This window comes from Hyalangium versicolor (genome assembly GCF_020103695.1).
In the GTDB taxonomy this organism is placed as follows: domain Bacteria; phylum Myxococcota; class Myxococcia; order Myxococcales; family Myxococcaceae; genus Hyalangium; species Hyalangium versicolor.
The window spans coordinates 102895-118097 of the sequence record NZ_JAHXBF010000010.1; the positions used below are offsets into that span (position 1 = coordinate 102895).

Annotated in this window: 10 protein-coding genes; 3 read left to right on the top strand and 7 right to left on the bottom strand. The window is 68.7% G+C overall.

Features of this window, described 5'->3' with window-relative positions; translation table 11 throughout:
• Nucleotides 1–12 precede the first annotated feature (12 nt).
• The 7 genes from purB to KY501_RS21530 all read right to left on the bottom strand — a co-directional run bounded on the left by purB (nt 13) and on the right by KY501_RS21530 (nt 7865).
• Nucleotides 13–1326: an adenylosuccinate lyase gene (gene purB / locus KY501_RS21500; protein WP_224365104.1), complete on the bottom strand. Its 1314-nt coding sequence runs from the start codon at nt 1324–1326 to the stop codon at nt 13–15.
• On the bottom strand, nt 1323–2261 hold the full coding sequence (locus KY501_RS21505; RefSeq protein ID WP_224365105.1) for an ABC transporter substrate-binding protein: 939 nt from the start codon (nt 2259–2261) through the stop codon (nt 1323–1325). Before KY501_RS21505 ends, purB begins: the two co-directional genes overlap by 4 nt.
• Nucleotides 2258–4426, bottom strand: coding sequence for a bifunctional serine/threonine-protein kinase/formylglycine-generating enzyme family protein (locus tag KY501_RS21510; protein WP_224365106.1), 2169 nt, complete (start codon nt 4424–4426; stop codon nt 2258–2260). Before KY501_RS21510 ends, KY501_RS21505 begins: the two co-directional genes overlap by 4 nt.
• Nucleotides 4427–4524: 98 nt before the next feature.
• A complete protein-coding gene (gene dut, locus KY501_RS21515) occupies nt 4525–4974 on the bottom strand; it encodes a dUTP diphosphatase (protein WP_373691630.1) in 450 nt (149 codons plus the stop codon).
• Between the two features lie 55 nt (nt 4975–5029).
• On the bottom strand, nt 5030–5851 hold the full coding sequence (locus tag KY501_RS21520; RefSeq protein WP_224365108.1) for a mechanosensitive ion channel family protein: 822 nt from the start codon (nt 5849–5851) through the stop codon (nt 5030–5032).
• A gap of 193 nt (nt 5852–6044) precedes the next feature.
• Nucleotides 6045–7055 (bottom strand): M23 family metallopeptidase, encoded by a 1011-nt coding sequence (locus tag KY501_RS21525; RefSeq protein ID WP_224365109.1) that lies wholly within the window; start codon nt 7053–7055, stop codon nt 6045–6047.
• Nucleotides 7056–7064: 9 nt separating this feature from the next.
• Nucleotides 7065–7865 carry a hypothetical protein gene (locus KY501_RS21530; protein ID WP_224365110.1) on the bottom strand — a complete coding sequence of 267 codons (801 nt, stop codon included), beginning with the start codon at nt 7863–7865 and terminating at the stop codon, nt 7065–7067.
• Nucleotides 7866–8073: 208 nt separating this feature from the next.
• Here KY501_RS21530 and KY501_RS21535 point away from each other — a divergent pair, with 208 nt between their 5' ends.
• The 3 genes from KY501_RS21535 to KY501_RS21545 all read left to right on the top strand — a co-directional run bounded on the left by KY501_RS21535 (nt 8074) and on the right by KY501_RS21545 (nt 15126).
• The gene (locus tag KY501_RS21535) at nt 8074–9450 is read left to right on the top strand and encodes a serine/threonine-protein kinase (protein WP_224365111.1); all 1377 of its coding nucleotides are present in this window, start codon (nt 8074–8076) and stop codon (nt 9448–9450) included.
• 211 nt (nt 9451–9661) lie between these two features.
• Nucleotides 9662–10951 (top strand): serine/threonine-protein kinase, encoded by a 1290-nt coding sequence (locus KY501_RS21540; protein WP_224365112.1) that lies wholly within the window; start codon nt 9662–9664, stop codon nt 10949–10951.
• Nucleotides 10952–11124: 173 nt separating this feature from the next.
• A complete protein-coding gene (locus KY501_RS21545; RefSeq protein WP_224365113.1) occupies nt 11125–15126 on the top strand; it encodes a serine/threonine-protein kinase in 4002 nt (1333 codons plus the stop codon).
• Nucleotides 15127–15203: the final 77 nt, after the last annotated feature.

Sequence of the window (15203 nt, forward strand, 5' to 3'; positions counted from 1 at the left end):
ACCCGGGCGCGCCTACTGGCTGCGGCCGAACACGCGGCGGAAGATGTCGTCCACGTGTCGCGTGTGGTAGCCGGTGGAGAAGCAGTCGTTGATCTCCTCGATGCTCATCATCTTCAGCAGATCCGCGTCCTTCAGCAGCGATTCGCGGAAGCTCACGCCCTCCTCGTACATCTTCATCGCGTTGCGCTGGACGATGACATAGGCGGCCTGCCGGTCCATCCCCTTGCGAGCCAGCTCCAGCAGGATGCGCTGCGAATTCACCACTCCGCCCAGCAGCTCCACGTTCTTCGCCATCTGCTCGGGGTAGACGCGCAGGTTCTCCATCAGCCCCGCGAACCGGTGGAGCATGAAGTCCGCCAGGATGGTGGCATCCGGCCCGATGACGCGCTCCACGGACGAGTGCGAGATGTCCCGCTCGTGCCACAGCGCCACGTCCTCCAGGGCGCTCACCGCGTAGCCGCGCAGCAGCCGAGCCAGCCCCGTCAGGTTCTCCGAGAGGATGGGGTTGCGCTTGTGCGGCATGGCGCTGGAGCCCTTCTGCCCCGGGGTGAAGGGCTCCTCGGCCTCGCGAACCTCCGTGCGCTGCAGGTGGCGGATCTCCACCGCGAACTTCTCGATGCTGGCACCCAGCAGGGCCAGGGCCGAGAAGAACTCCGCGTGCCTGTCCCGCTGGATGATCTGGCTCGAGGCCGGCTCCGCGTGGAGCCCCAGCTTGCGGCACACGTGCTCCTCCACTGTCGGAGGCAGGTGCGCGAACGTGCCCACCGCGCCGGAGATCATCCCCACGGCGATGCTCTCCCGGGCGTGCTCCAACCGGGCCCGGGCGCGGCTCAGCTCGTCGTACCAGATGGCCAGCTTGTACCCGAAGGTGATGGGCTCGGCGTGGATGCCGTGGCTGCGCCCCATCATCACCGTGTTCTTGTGCTCGAAGGCGCGCTTCTCCACCGCCGCCATCACCCGCGACAGCCCCTGGAGGATCAGATCCAACGCATCCCGGAGCGTCATCCCCAGCGCCGTGTCCAGCACGTCCGAGGACGTCATCCCCATGTGCAGCCACCGAGCGCTGGGGCCGATGCGCTCCTCCATGAAGGTGAGGAACGCGATCACGTCATGCTTGGTGGTGCGCTCGATCTCCTCGATGCGGGCGGCATCCTGGGGCGTGAAGTCCCCGGCGCGCGCCCGGCAGTCCTCCAGCGCCTCCTTGGGGGCGAGCCCTGATTCGACCATGCCCTCCAGCGCGGCGAGCTCCACGTCCCGCCAGCGGCGGTAACGGGCGACGTCGGACCAGAGGGAAGCCATCTCCTGTCGGCTGTATCTTGGAATCACTCGAAGACCTTGACGGGAAAGTCCCGCTTCGCCGCGTACCGGAGCAGTTCCATCACGACGTCGCAGGAGGAGCTGAGCTTTCGGCTGGCGGTGAGACTGATGGCCATGTCCATGCCCTCCGGCTGCGCCACCGCCAGCGCGCCGGGATCCACCTTCTCGTGGATGATGCGGTTGGCCAGCCGCCCCGCTTGCTGGCCAATGGCCGTGGGGCTGGGGGCCAGCGAGAGCGTGGCGCCCTCCTTCACCTGGCTGGGCGTGAGCGCCACCAGGGGAATCTTCTGCGCGGTGGCGAAGGTGATGAGCGCCTCGACGACGGTGGTGTTGGCCACCGTCTTGTCCGCCACCATCAGCATCGCATCCACCTTGCCCGCCGCGCCCGCAAGCACCTTCTCCACCCGCGCCTGGGACTCCACCTCCAGCGGGACGATGGAGAGCCCCTGCGCGCTGGCGGACTCCTGGGCCGTCTGCACCTGCCTCGCCGAAAAGCGGGGATCATGCAGGATGCCCACCCGCTTCGCCTTGGGAAGCATCGCCTTGAGCGCACCCAGCTCCGGCGTGTAGTCGCTCGTCAGCGCGATGCCCGTGACGTTGGGGCCTTCCAGGCCGTACTTCTCGAAGTAGGGCACCATGACGAAGAGAACGGGGATCTCCTCGCCCAGCGAGCGCCGCGCGGCGTTGGCCGCCAGGGGCCCGATGGCCAGCACCAGCATCGGCTTCTGCAGTGCCAACGCCTTGAAGACCTTGGCCGCAGCGGTGGGGCTCTCGTCCAGCATCAGCTCCTGCACATCCGCGTCCGCCTCCGCGCGGAAGCCCGCGAGCACGGACGCATAGGGCGCGAGCGCGGTGGACTTCACCGCCACCACCTTCGGGCGAGCCTGGGCAGCAGCCACCAGGGGCAGCAGCGCCAGCAGCAGCGCGGCCCGGGTGCTCCTCATTGCTGGACACCCGCGCAGCAACGGAAGCCCACGGTGGGCTCCGGCTTGTCCGGCTCCCCGCTGGTGCGCGCCGAGCAGCGAACCGCGGAGTCCGTCCGGTTGAAGGCGCCGCCCTTCAGGGTCTTGTTCGGGTTGTTGCCCGCGAACGGCGAGGCCGTCCACTCCGCCACGTTCCCGGAGAGATCAGCGACCTGGTAGCCGGAGCGACAGCCCGCGAAATGACCCGCCACGGCCAGGGCGCGATCCTTCTCGTTGGCATCCTTCGTGTTGCAGGCGCTGGCGTTGAACTCGTTCGCGTAGGGGAAGAGCGCGTTGCCCGGGCCCTTGCAGGCCTTCTCCCACTCCTCCTCCGAGCAGAGCCGCTTCTGCTTGCTCTCGCAGGCCTGGCGCGCCTGCTCCCAAGTCACGTTGACGAGGGGGAGGTCCCCTTCCTTGTTGGGGTACTCGTATTCATCGATGCAGAAGGTGGAGACCTGGACGCTCTCGAGCAACCGCTCGTCCGCCATCCGCTCCTTCTCATTCGGAGGAGCACCGCGCTTGAAGGTGCCACCGCTCACCTGCTTCATGTCCTGAGGACAGCGGGCGGCAAGCGCCATCGGACTGCCCTGCGGGGAGGCCGGAGGCGCCGGAGGCACCGGCTGGGACACGGGAGGCGGCACGGGGGTCGGATCTCCCCCACCCTGAGCCCCCATGCGCTTGAGCAGCAGGAAGCCCACGCCCGCGCCCGTCGCCAACCCGGCGATGGTGAGCAACACCAGCCCGAGTGTCGGCAGAGGCCGCTTCTCCACCTTCCTCACCACGGGGCGGGCCACGGCCGGCTTCACAGCCTGACGAGCCCCCGAAACCGCAGAAGCCTTTTCCGCGGGAGCAGCCCGAGGCGGATTTCCCGCGGACGCCGAAGAAGGAGAAGACACGGGCGGCTCCGTGGGCGACGACTTGCCGCCACGAGACTCCGCCGAGGGCCGAGGCTCCGGAGGCTTGATGGTCCCATCGGGCCTCAAGGTGGACCCGGGAGGCGCCGCCATGATGGCCGCCAGCATCGCCGCATCCATTGGCTGGGTGGCATCGACCGGCGCATCGTGCTCGAGCGAAGGGCGCGAGGGGATCGGCGGAGACAGGCTGACGATGGGAAGCTGATCCGTCGGCACCGGTGGCGGCGGCTTCTCGGAGGTCCGCGCCTTGTCGCTCAGCGCCGAGTTCCCCAGGGGTGGGGCCTGCGGAGGCGCGCGCTTCCCCGCCCCCTTCGACAGGATGGAGGAGAACTCGGCGGCGAACTCACCGGCGGACTTCGGCCGGACCAGCGGGTTGGAGTTGAGCGCGCGCCGGTAGAGCGCCTCGAAGGCGGGCGGGAGGTCCGGATTCTTCATCAGGACCTCGGGGATGCCGTCCGCGTCCGGCATCAGCCCGGTGAGCATCTCGCCCACGATGACCGCGAGCGAGTAGAGGTCCATGCGCGAGTCGATCTCGCTGCCGGACACGTACTCGGGAGCGATGTAGGCATCAGCGCGGTAGCCCTTCTGGGCCTGGACGTAGGGAGGACGGGGGAGGCCGAGCGCGAGCCCGTAGTCCGTCACCTTGAGCAGGTCTGGCAGGACGATGATGTTCTCGGGCTTGAGGTCCGAGTGAGGCCCGTACCGGTGCGCGGCATCCAGCGCGGAGGCGAGCTGGCTGAGCAGCGGCTCCACCTCTCGGAGGGTGAAGGGCTGCCCCTTGGCGGCGCGCATCTCCATCATCCGGCGCAGCGTCATGCCGTCGATGAGCTGCGAGGTGAAGTAGGGGCGCTCCTGGTCGAAGCCCTCTTCGTACACGCGAGACAGATACGGGTGGTTGAGCTTCTTGCCGACCTTCAGCACCAGCGAGAACTGGGTGCGCTCCTCGGGCTCCTGAAGGAGCCGGGGGTTGATGGCCTTGAGGGCGACTTCCACGTCATTCGCCCGGTCCAGCACCCGGAAGACGTAGCCCACGGGCCCGGCGCCCACCATGTCCTGGACGACATAGCGCCCGGCGACGATGTCTCCCGACTTGTAGGGCGCGCCCTCCCCACCGCCCCGCTTGCGCGTGGACGCACCTGATGCCTGCCGGGCCGACGCGTCGAACTTCTGGCCGCAGGTCGGGCAGGTATCGGTCGTCTCAGGGACGTGGCTTCCGCAGCGGTAGCAGAGCACGGGGGGGGACTCCAGCTCCTTCAGGGGCCTCTGTCCGGCCGGCCCGAAGTCTCCTTATCATCCCGCCCTCCACAGGGGCAGCAAGGAACAATCCCGTATCACCTCCCCGTCGAGCCGAACCCCCCCTCCCCCCGAGGGGTGGCATCCAGAACGGCCACTTCCTGGAGCTCCGCGGTGGTGACGGGTGCGACCACCAGCTGCGCCACCCGATCACCTCGGCGCAGGGTGAAGGGCTCCTGGGAGAGGTTCACCAGGATCGCGTGGACTTCGCCCCGGTAGTCCGCGTCGATGGTGCCAGGGGAGTTCAGCAGGGTGACGCCGTGCTTGAGCGCCAGCCCCGAGCGGGGACGCACCTGCCCCTCGTAGCCGGGAGGCAGCGCGATGGAGAGCCCGGTGGGAACAGCCAGGCGCTCGAGCGGACGCAGCGTCCGCTCCCCCTCGATGTCCGCTCGGAGATCCATTCCGGCGGCCAGCGCCGTCTCATACCGAGGCAGCGGGAGCGGATCCGGATGGTCGGGACGGACGCGTCGAACCTGTAGGGTCACCATGACGGCCCCACCTAGCATGAACGGGCGTGCCGGGACGCCTGTTTCGAGGTGGGATTCAGCCCGCCTTGGGGAGAACCCAAGGTGCCTGCTGTCCCGGGATCGCATACCCCGCCGCGGCGAGGGCCTCCTGGATGGCCTGCCCCATACCGTCCTTGACCGCGTTGGCATGGATCGGCTTGCACCAGGCCTGTACCGCGAGCACCGGCCCGGTCACCGTGAACTCCTCCACCTCGACGGAGAGCGCGGGCTCGGACAGGACGTCGGGCACGGCAACCACCCTCGCCTCCAGGGCGCGCTTGACCGCTTGGACATCCGCGCCATGGAGCAACGGCAGCTTGACGGTGATCTTGCGGTGGGGATGGTGGCTGAAGTTGATGATGTTGTCGCCGAGCAGGCGGGCGTTGCCGACGAAGATGCGCAGGTTGTCCGTCGTGTCGATGGCGGTGACGAACAGGCCGATCTCCTGCACCACCCCGGTGACTTCGCCCGAGTTGATCTCATCCCCCACCCGGAACGGCCGCAGCACCAGCAGGAAGACGCCAGCGGCGAAGTTGGAGAGCAGCCCCGACCAGGCCGAGCCGATGGCGATACCCGCCGCGGCCAGCAGCGCAGCGAACGAGGTCGTCTCGATGCCCATCACCCCCAGCAGCGCCAAACCCAGGAGGATGGTCAGGGCGCTGGAGAAGAGCGACTCGACGTAGCGGATCAGCGTTGAGTCGATCTTCCGCTTCTGCATCGTGAGTTGCAGCACGCGCTGGAAGCCGCTGATGACCGTGCGCCCGACGAACCACATCACCAGCGCGCCACCCAGCTTGATCAGGAAGGGCACTGCCTCGGTGAGTGCGAGCGTCTTGAGCTGATTGATGAGTTCATCCATGAGGGGGGATCCTTGTGAGCTGACCCTGTCGGGAACGCGACAGTTCTAGCGTTGCCCCTCGCGAACTAGCAAACCCGGTGCCTGACCGTGCTTCCTTGCCTGCTCCCTCGAAAACCCAGGTCCTTCCGAGGCCTCGGAGCGAGGCTGACACGTCACTGCGAGGAGCTGACGTGTCAGCGCGGGGACTGACTTGTCAGAGGCTGGAGTCGCTGGCCACGGCACGCGGGCCCGCGTGGAAGCGCAGCGGATCCACGGGCTGGGAGGAGAGCTCGAGCTGGTAGTGGACGTGGGGGCCGGTGGAGCGGCCTGTGTTGCCCGAATGGGCGATGACGTCCCCGCGTTTCACTCGCTGTCCTACCGCCACCAACAACTCCGAGTTGTGGCAGTAGGCCGTCGTCACGCCGCGCCCGTGGTCGACGATGAGCACCCGGCCGTTCACCGAGTCTTCGCTCGCGCGCCGCACGGTACCGTCCTCCACCACGTGGACCTCCGTCCCCTGGGGCACGCTGAGGTCCACGCCCGTGTGCAGCTTCCGGGTGCCCAGCGTGGGGTGGATGCGATAGCCGAACGGGCTGGAGATGCGCGTCGACTCCGGAACGGGCCAGGACAACCCGAACGCGGTGGTGAGCGCCAGCGCCTGGGCCGCCGCCACCGTCGCGTCCTCGAAGCCGGGCGGCAGTTGCTGCGAGAGCCGCTCCAGGGTGGGCGTGCCGCCTTCGGCCGACACGCGCTCCAGCGCATAGCGCGCGGGGATGCGGCCCGCGAACACAGCGGTGAGGCGGGCCTCCTCGTTCGGAAAGTCTCCAGAGAGAGCGTCGAGGAGCTTGCGCGCTGCCTCGGGCCCCTGCGTCCCGTCCAGCAGCGCGGCGGAGGGAACACCCAGCTCGGCCGCCAGCGCCAGCACGGGCTGCTGCGCCTTCGGCTGGAGGCCCTTGAGCGCCAGGTGCGTGCCATATGCGAGCGAACCGGCCTCGGAGAGAGGACGCACGAGCGGAGCCACCGGGACGAGCGCGGAGGTGGTCACCCCCGAGCTGCTCACGCCATCGTAGTAGGCCAGCAGCGGACGGGCGGTGCTTCGGGAGTGGAAGGCCCAGGCCGCACCGCGCCGTATCAGCGCCCCCGCGGGCGTGTGGTGGTACGCGGCCCACAGGCACAGGGAGGCCATCAGGAAGTCGAGCAGGCCGCGTGCGTTGCGAGAGAACACGAAGCCACCTCAGCGCAGGAAGGAGAGGAGGGGCGAGGCATCCAGCGCCGCGGCGAGCGCCAGGGGCACCGCGAGCGCCGAGCCCGCGAGCCCATACGAGAGCGCCTGCAACCGGCTGTGGATGTTCTCCTGGGAGGCGGTATCCGCGTGCTGGAGGTTGCGCAGCACCGCGCGCCATCCCAGCGATGCGAGGATGCCCACCAGCGCGCCCAGCGCCAATCCCCTCGCCGCTACGTCCGCGGCCTGCTCTCCCAGCAACTCGCGCCAGGAGAGGTACACCGAGCCCTGAACGAGCCGGGCCACCGCGCACGCCCCCGCGAGCACCACGGCGCCCGTGGCCAATGGCCGCGTCCATCGAACCGTGGTGGGCTTGCGCAGCGAGCGAAGGAAGAGCTGACGCCAGGTGGGCCGCGTGTCCTGCTGGAGGTACTTGCGCCAGGGCTCCTGCTCCGCGGAGGCGCGCGACTCGCGGTAGCCGAGCGCGGGAAGGGCCAGCACCAGGTCCACGGACAACTCCCACACCAGGGCCAGCGCGCGGGCGATCACGGTGCGCTGCTCCAGCGAGACGAGATCCACCAGTCCCTCGGTGACGCTGGAGGCGCCCACCCATTTGTCGAAGGCCGCGTCCGCCAGGTCCACCAGCGACAACAGCCGATCATCGAGCGTGTCCGCCGCCGCATGCACGCCCACGGCGATGAGGGCCAGCAGCCCCAGGGGCATGAAGGCCCAGCGGAAGCCACCCATGAAGCGCGAGAGCCCCGAGAGCGGGCCAGACGGCTTGGCGCGAGGCGTCAGCGGTGACAGGGACACGAAGGCTCCGGGAACGGGCTCGCGCCTTCAACGTGCGAGCGGACCCGAGGATCTTTCCCCGTCCCGTCGCCAGAGGCCAGCCACCCCTCCAGCAGAGGACTCAAGGTGTCTGAACCGAGCGACAGAGCAGTCTGCCATCTACTCGACAGCTCTCCCTCCCCGGAGGGCCATCGCTCACAGGTCCTCGTCCGTCCGTACAATGGAAACCATGGAAGACACGTCAATCACCCATTTCCTGATTTCAGATAGCTCCCCCCGCCTCACGCGAGAGGAGCGGGCGGCGTGGAGGGCAGCCCCGGGAGCGCTTGCGGGTGAATACCTGCTGCAGGCCGTGGTGGGCACGGGGGGACACGGCACCGTCTATCAGGCCGAGCACCGCATCCTCAGGCACCGCGCGGCGGTGAAGGTGTTGCACTCGCACCTGAATGACAAGGACGAGATGCTCCAGCGCTTCGTCCGCGAGGCCCAGCTCATCAACCGGATCCGCCACCCCAACATCGTGGGCATCTACGACTTCGGCGTGCTGCCGGACGGCAGCCCCTACTACGTCATGGAGCTGCTGCCTTCGCGCACCCTGAACCAGGTGCTGCAGGAACAGATCCGGTTGTCACCGGACCGAGCCCTGGAGTTCCTGGCTCCCATCTGCGCCGCACTCGAGGCGGCTCACCGCGCAGGTGTCGTTCACCGCGACCTCAAGGCCAGCAATGTCGCCGTCGTCTCCGACGCCCACCCACCCCAGGTCAAGCTGCTCGACTTCGGCATCGCCAAGATTCTCCACCCCGAGCCCGGTGAGCCCGGCATCACCACGGACGGTGAGCGCCTGGGCACGCCTCACGCCATGGCTCCGGAACAGATTCGCGGCGGTGTCATCGGTCCGGCCACCGACATCTATGCCCTCGGTGCCCTGCTCTTCCGCCTGCTCACCGGTGACCATCCCTTCTCCTCCGCCAATCCCCTGGAGATCGAACGCATGCACCTGGAGGCTCCTGTTCCCCGCCCCAGCGCTCGCGCTCCCGTCCCCACCACGGTGGATGCCGTGGTGCAGCGCTGCATGGACAAGGAGTCGGACCGGCGCTACCCCTCTGCCTCCGCGCTGCTGGCCGCGCTCCGCGAGGCCCTGGCTCCTCCGTCCTCCCCTGCCCCTTCCCATCACCGCAGTGCTCCCGCCTTCGTCATCCACGCCGAGGCCACGCTGCCCCTGGGCAACGACGATGATGATGCCTACACCACCGTCTCCAACGTCCTCGACAGCCTTGAGCAGGAACTGTGTGAGAAGGGCTTCATCCTCGCCGAGCAGATGGGCATGGCTCTGCTCGGCGTGCGCCTGCTGGATGCCTCCCCTTCCTTGAAGCCTGAGGAACTGCTCGCCTTCGCCCGGGAACTCCACCAGCGCGCCCAGGCGCGGGTTGCCGATTCACGCGCGAGCGTCCACCTCTGTGTCCACCTGGGCCAGGTGGATACACGGCAGGGCCCGGGCGGAATCGAGATCACCGGCGGCCCACTGACCGACACCGCGGGATGGATCGTCCGCGATGCCTCGGGCTTCGCCATGACTCCCGAGACCCAGCGTGCCTGCATCCCCTGACCTTCTCCTTGGAAGATCAGGACCTTCCACCGATCGCCCAGCGGCATCTACCATCCACTCAACAAACGGCCCTCCCCCCGGTGCCATCGAAGCTCGACTCATACCTGCTCGTACAATCAAGGAAATGCCAGATACGACGAGCTCACGATTCCTGTTTTCGGGGGGTATGCCTCTCTCGTCCCAAGGAGAACCTCCTAGCCGAAAGACGGGTTTGGGCACATTCGCCGGTGAATACCTGCTGCAAGCCGTGGTGGGCACCGGAGGACACGGCACCGTCTATCAAGCCGAACACCGCATCCTCAGACGACGAGCCGCGGTCAAAGTGTTGCACTCGCACCTGAGTGACAAGGGAGAGATGCTCCAGCGCTTCGTCCGCGAGGCCCGGGTCGTCAACCAGATCCGCCATCCGAACATCGTGAATGTGTACGACTTCGGTCTGCTGCCGGATGGGAGCCCCTACTACGTGATGGAGTTGCTGCCCTCGCGCACCCTGAGCCAGGTGCTGCTGGAGCGCGGGCGTCTGTCACCGGATCGCACCCTGGAGTTCCTGACTCCCATCTGCGCCGCGCTCGAGGCGGCTCACCGCGCAGGTGTCGTTCACCGCGACCTCAAGGCCAGCAATGTCGCTGTCGTCTCCGACGCCCATCCGCCCCAGATCAAGCTGCTCGACTTCGGCATCGCCAAGATTCTCCACCCCGAGCCCGGTGAGCCCGGCATCACCACGGACGGTGAGCGCCTGGGCACGCCTCACGCCATGGCTCCCGAGCAGATCCGCGGCGGTGTCATCGGTCCGGCCACCGACATCTATGCCCTCGGTGTCCTGCTCTTCCGCCTGCTCACTGGCGAGCATCCCTTTCAAGCCACCAACAATCTGGAAGTCGAGCGCATGCACCTGGAGGCTCCGATTCCTCGCCCCAGCGCTCGCGCGCCCGTCCCCACCACGGTGGATGCCGTGGTGCAGCGCTGCATGGACAAGGAGTCGGACCGGCGCTACCCCTCTGTCTCCGCGCTGCTGGCCGCACTCCGCGAGGCCCTGGATCCCGCGTCCTCGCCCTCCACCCCCCACCCCAGCAGTGCCTCAGCCTTCGTCATCCACGCCGAGGCCACGCTGCCTCTGGGCAACGAAGACGATGACGCCTACACCACCGTCTCCAGCGTCCTCGACGCTCTGGAACAGAAGCTGTGTGAGAAGGGCTTCATCCTCGCCGAGCAGATGGGCATGGCTCTGCTCGGCGTGCGCCTGCTGGATGCCTCCCCGTCCTTGGTGCTCCCTGAATTGCTGTCCGTCGCTCGAGAACTCCACCAACGCACTCAGGAACGGGTTGCCGGTTCAAGCGTGAGTGTCCACCTCTGTGTCCACGTGGGCCAGGTGGAGACGCGCCAGGGCCCCGACGGAATCGAGATCACCGGCGGCCCACTGACCGACACCGCGGGATGGGTCCTCCGCGATACCTCAGGCTTCGCCATGACTCCCGAGTCCCGACGCGCCTGCATCACCTGAGCAGATCCCAAGCCCCCCTCCTTCCTCAAAGGTAGATGATGCCAAGCCTGGACAGCGGACCTTGCCACTGAAGCCTTCCCACCACGGAGCAGAACGGCCAGGCGCATGAGGAAGTGACTGGATACACGGCGGCTCGCGGTCGGCGGGCTGCGTCTGAGAAAGGGGGGCAGCACGTGCCACGCTGCCTGACATGCGGGCAACGCTGGGAGGGAGGCCATCTCTTCTGCCTCCAAGGAGCCGCTCCGTGCAGCGAGCCTCCCGCCACGCCCAGACCGCTGCCTGCGCTGGCCTTCCCGGGCTACGAGTTGGAGCGCACGGTGGCCCAGGGCGGCTTCGGCACGCTGCTGGCGGCCCGGCGCTGCCACGACGGCCTGCGCGTGGCCATCAAGGTATTGCACCGCCCCCAGGGCGTGGCAGGGGCCGATTCAGAGCGGGAGATCGAAGCGCTGCGAGCCATCGGTCCTCCCACCGTGCCCGAGGTGTACGAGACAGGTAGGTTGGCCGACGGCCCTCCCTACTTCGTCATGCAGTTCATTGCCCATCCGCTGCTCGCCGAGCGCCTGGCGCGGCAACAGGGCCCACTGCCCGAGGCTGGGCTGGCCGCGCTGGCCCTGGCGCAAGCGCTCGGCACCATCCACCTTCGCGGCTTCATCCACTGCGATCTCAAGCCGGAGAACATCTTCCTCGACGAGGCAACGTGGACCCTGGGGCTCTTCGATTTCGGCCTGGCCCGGCCGTTGTCCCTCCCTGTGTCCCAGAGCAGTGCGGCGCGAGGGCTCGTCTACGCCGGCACCGCCGAGTACATGGCTCCCGAGCAGTGCGATGGCTTGGAGGCACTGGACGAACGCACGGATGTGTACTCGGCGGGCGTCATCCTCTACGAGATGCTCACCGGTCGGACGCCCTTCTTCGGTTCCGCCGCGGAGGTCCGTCAGGCCCACCTCTCTCGCCGTCCCCCTCGCCCCTCGGAGCTGGCCCCTGTCCCCGCTCCCCTCGAAGAGGTGGCGCTGCGCTGCCTGGCCAAGGAGCCGTCACGCCGCTACGCCTCCGCCCAGGAGCTGGCCCTGGCCCTGCAACAGGCACTCGATCACTCCTCCTCCGTGGCGCCCGCTCTCGCGAGTGCGCCGGTCCGTGCTCCTCCCTCTCAGCACCGCTCCGTGGCTGTGCTCTTCCTGCGCTCGGGGGCCAACCCCCTCGCGGTGCAGAAGGCGCTGACTCGGGGTGGCGGACAGCTCGCCTTCCGTGAGGGGACCCGCTTCGCCGCCGTCTTCGATCCGGAGACCGCGGCCAATCCGCTCCAGCGCGCGCACCTGTGCGCCGAGCACCTGTGCGCCGAGGGCATGGCCGCCAACGTCCTGGTGGACGTGGCCATGGTGCGAGTCCAGCGCCGCGCCCACGGACCTCCCCGCTACCTGACGCCGCTCTTCTCCCGCCTGGAGTGCTATCCCGCCGAGGAGGATCCCCCCACGCTGCTGCTGACGGCCGTGGCGCTGGAGGGAATGCCCGACCTGAAGTGCGTGCCCATCCCCGAGCGCGAGGGCCTCTTCCGCCGAGCCCTGCCCGAAGCAGCCCGCGAGGACACCAGCGTGGTGCGTCTGGGTCATGGGGTCTTGGTGGGCCGTCAGGGAGAGCTGGCGGAGCTGGTGCACAGCGCTCGCACAGCCGTTCAGGACCGGGCGCCCACGCTCGCCTCCGTGCTGGGAGACAGAGGACAGGGAAAGAGTCACCTGGCCGCCGCCCTCGTTCAGCACCTGTACGAGCAGGTTCCGAGCGCGCACGTGCTCTCGCTGCGAGCCCGAGAACCCATCCAGGGCGATCCGGAGAGCACGCTGCGTCTGCTGCTGCGCGAGTTCCTGGGTGAGTCCACGGGAAGCGAGACCACCTGCCGTGCTCGATGCGCGGAGCTGGTGGGAGCTTCCCTGGCTCAAGAGCTGTGGCCCTCGGTGGCCTCCTATCTGGGGTGGAGTACTCCCACGGACCTGCGCAGCCAGGCCGCCGCCCCCGGCGCCCTGCGCATGCTGGCGGTGCGCGCCACGGGTGAGCTCCTGGCCGCCACGGCCCGCACGCGTCCGCTGCTCCTGCTGCTGGATGATGCCCACTTCGCCGAGGACATGGCCCTGGATGCCCTCGAGTACGCCACGCGCGCCGAGTCCGAGCTCCCCCTCTGGATCTGCGTCCTGGCCCGCTCCGGCTTCGAGCGAACCCGGCCTCAATGGGGCCGGCGTGCCGCCCACCGCTCTGTCATGCCACTCGGCCCTCTGCCCTTGTCGGACGCCATGGAGCTGTGCCGCACCGGGCTGCGCCCCGCCGAGAGCGTGCCCGCTGAATCCCTGGAGCGCCTGGTCGAGCGCGCCGAGCGCACGCCGCTCTTCATCGTCGAGCTGGCGCGCGGCCTCAAACGCCAGGGGCTGGTGCGCCAGCGTCCTGGGGGCAGCTGGTACCTGGCCACGGACGAGCTGGACCGGATGCCGACGCTGCGACTGGTGGAATGGCTGGCCCATCACGAATTGGGGGCGCTGCCCGCGGAGCTCGTCGCCCATGCCCGGCTGTGCGCGGTGCTCGGGGGCGAGTTCACCCTCGATGAGGTGGACGGAGTGGTCCGCGCGCTGGAGCAGGAGGATGGCGCAACCGACTTCCCACTGGATGCGCGCCACGCCACCCGTCGACTGGTGGAACTGGGGCTCCTGGTGGACCACCGGCAGGAGGGGCTGCGCTTCCGAAACGAGCTGATCCGCCAGGAGGTGGTCCGCTCCTTGTCCGAGATGCAGCGCTGGCGCCTCCACCATGCGGCCCACGTCTTCTACATGGATGCCAGCATCCACGAGCCCCAGCTGCTGCCCCGGCTCGCCTTTCACTCCGCCGCCGCGGGGCTTCACTCGGAGGCTGCCGCCCTCTACATCGATCTGGCCGAGGCGACCCGTAACCGCCATGCCTACCTGGAGGCAGAAGCCACCTACAGCCGAGCCCTGGAGCTTCTGTCCCAGGCCTCCGACTCGCGGCGGCTCGTCGCCCTGCGCGGCCGTGGGCTGATGCGCTACCGGATCGGCCGCTACGAGGACTCACTGGCCGATCTGGCCCAGGCCCGGCAGATGGCACGAGAGCTGGGCGAGGCGCGCGAGGAGGTCGAGGTGCTGCTGGACGAGGCCACGGCCTTCGACTGGAGCAACGACTATGTCCGCTCCGAGGAACGCGTCCTCGAAGCCATGGAGATCGCGATGGTCGCCCTGCTGGACTCGCCCCTGGTGCAGGTGCGGCTCATGTTGGGAATGGGCCGGGCCCAGTGGCGGAATGGGCAGTGGGAGCACGCCCGCGCCCTGCTGGAGGCCGCGGCGGAGCTGGCCGAGCGCCAGGGGGATGCGGGCTACGAGTCGCGCGTCATCGCCCTGCTGCTGCTGGGCTTCATCCTCCCCGGCCTCGGCCGCATCGATGATGCCCAGCGGGTGCTGGAGAAGTGCATCGCGGCGTGCACGGAGCGCGGAGACAGGCTGCACCTGGGCAGCGCCATCAACAATCGGCGCAACCTCTGGGTGGCCCTCAATGATCTGCCCCGCGCCATCGAGGACCAGCAGCGCTTCAAGCGCCTGGGCCGTGAGCTGGGCATGGGGGGCTGGGAGTACTTCGCCGAGCACAACCTGGGAGAGCTGTACTACCAGGCGGGAGACACTCAGGCGGCGGCGCCCCACATTGCCCGAGCGATGGAGCTGGAACGAGAGCACCCCGAAGTCGCTCCCCGCCCCTGGGGGCTGCTGCTGCACGCGCGGGTGCTGGCCTACGAGGGCAAGGAGGAGCTGACGCGGCAGGCCCTGCACGCCATCCGCCAGGTGCTGGCGGAGCGGCCGGGCACGGAGTTCAGCGCCTCCGAGTCCGTTCTTCTCTCTCTGGTAGAGCTGGCCACACGCCCGGCTTCAGCCGAGGAGTGGCGAGCGCTGCAGGCGCGCTCGGATACGCACTCCATGGAGCAGGAGCCGCTGGAGGTGCTGGAGCTGCAGGCGCTGGCCCGACTCAGGCGAGGAGAACGCGAGGTGGCAGTCCACCTCATCGAGGAGGCACTGCGGCGCGCGGAGCGGATCCCCAACATCATGAGCCCTCGGCTGCGGCTCAGCCTGGTGCTGGCCCTCAACGAGGAAGACCCGAAGGAGCCGGCCACCCCCTGGGTGGATGGCGTAGCCCCTTGAAACACGAACGCCCTCCCCACCCGGAGGTGGAGGAGGGCGCCGTTCAGCCTTGAAGGCTCAAGGCCTGTTCAAGCCCT

What these genes read in the sequence shown, in the direction of transcription:
- KY501_RS21505 (WP_224365105.1), bottom strand. Translation starts at nt 2,261, where the DNA reads ATGAGGAGCACCCGGGCCGCGCTGCTGCTGGCGCTGCTGCCCCTGGTG.
- dut (WP_373691630.1), bottom strand. Translation starts at nt 4,974, where the DNA reads ATGGTGACCCTACAGGTTCGACGCGTCCGTCCCGACCATCCGGATCCG.
- KY501_RS21520 (WP_224365108.1), bottom strand. Translation starts at nt 5,851, where the DNA reads ATGGATGAACTCATCAATCAGCTCAAGACGCTCGCACTCACCGAGGCA.
- KY501_RS21535 (WP_224365111.1), top strand. Translation starts at nt 8,074, where the DNA reads ATGGAAGACACGTCAATCACCCATTTCCTGATTTCAGATAGCTCCCCC.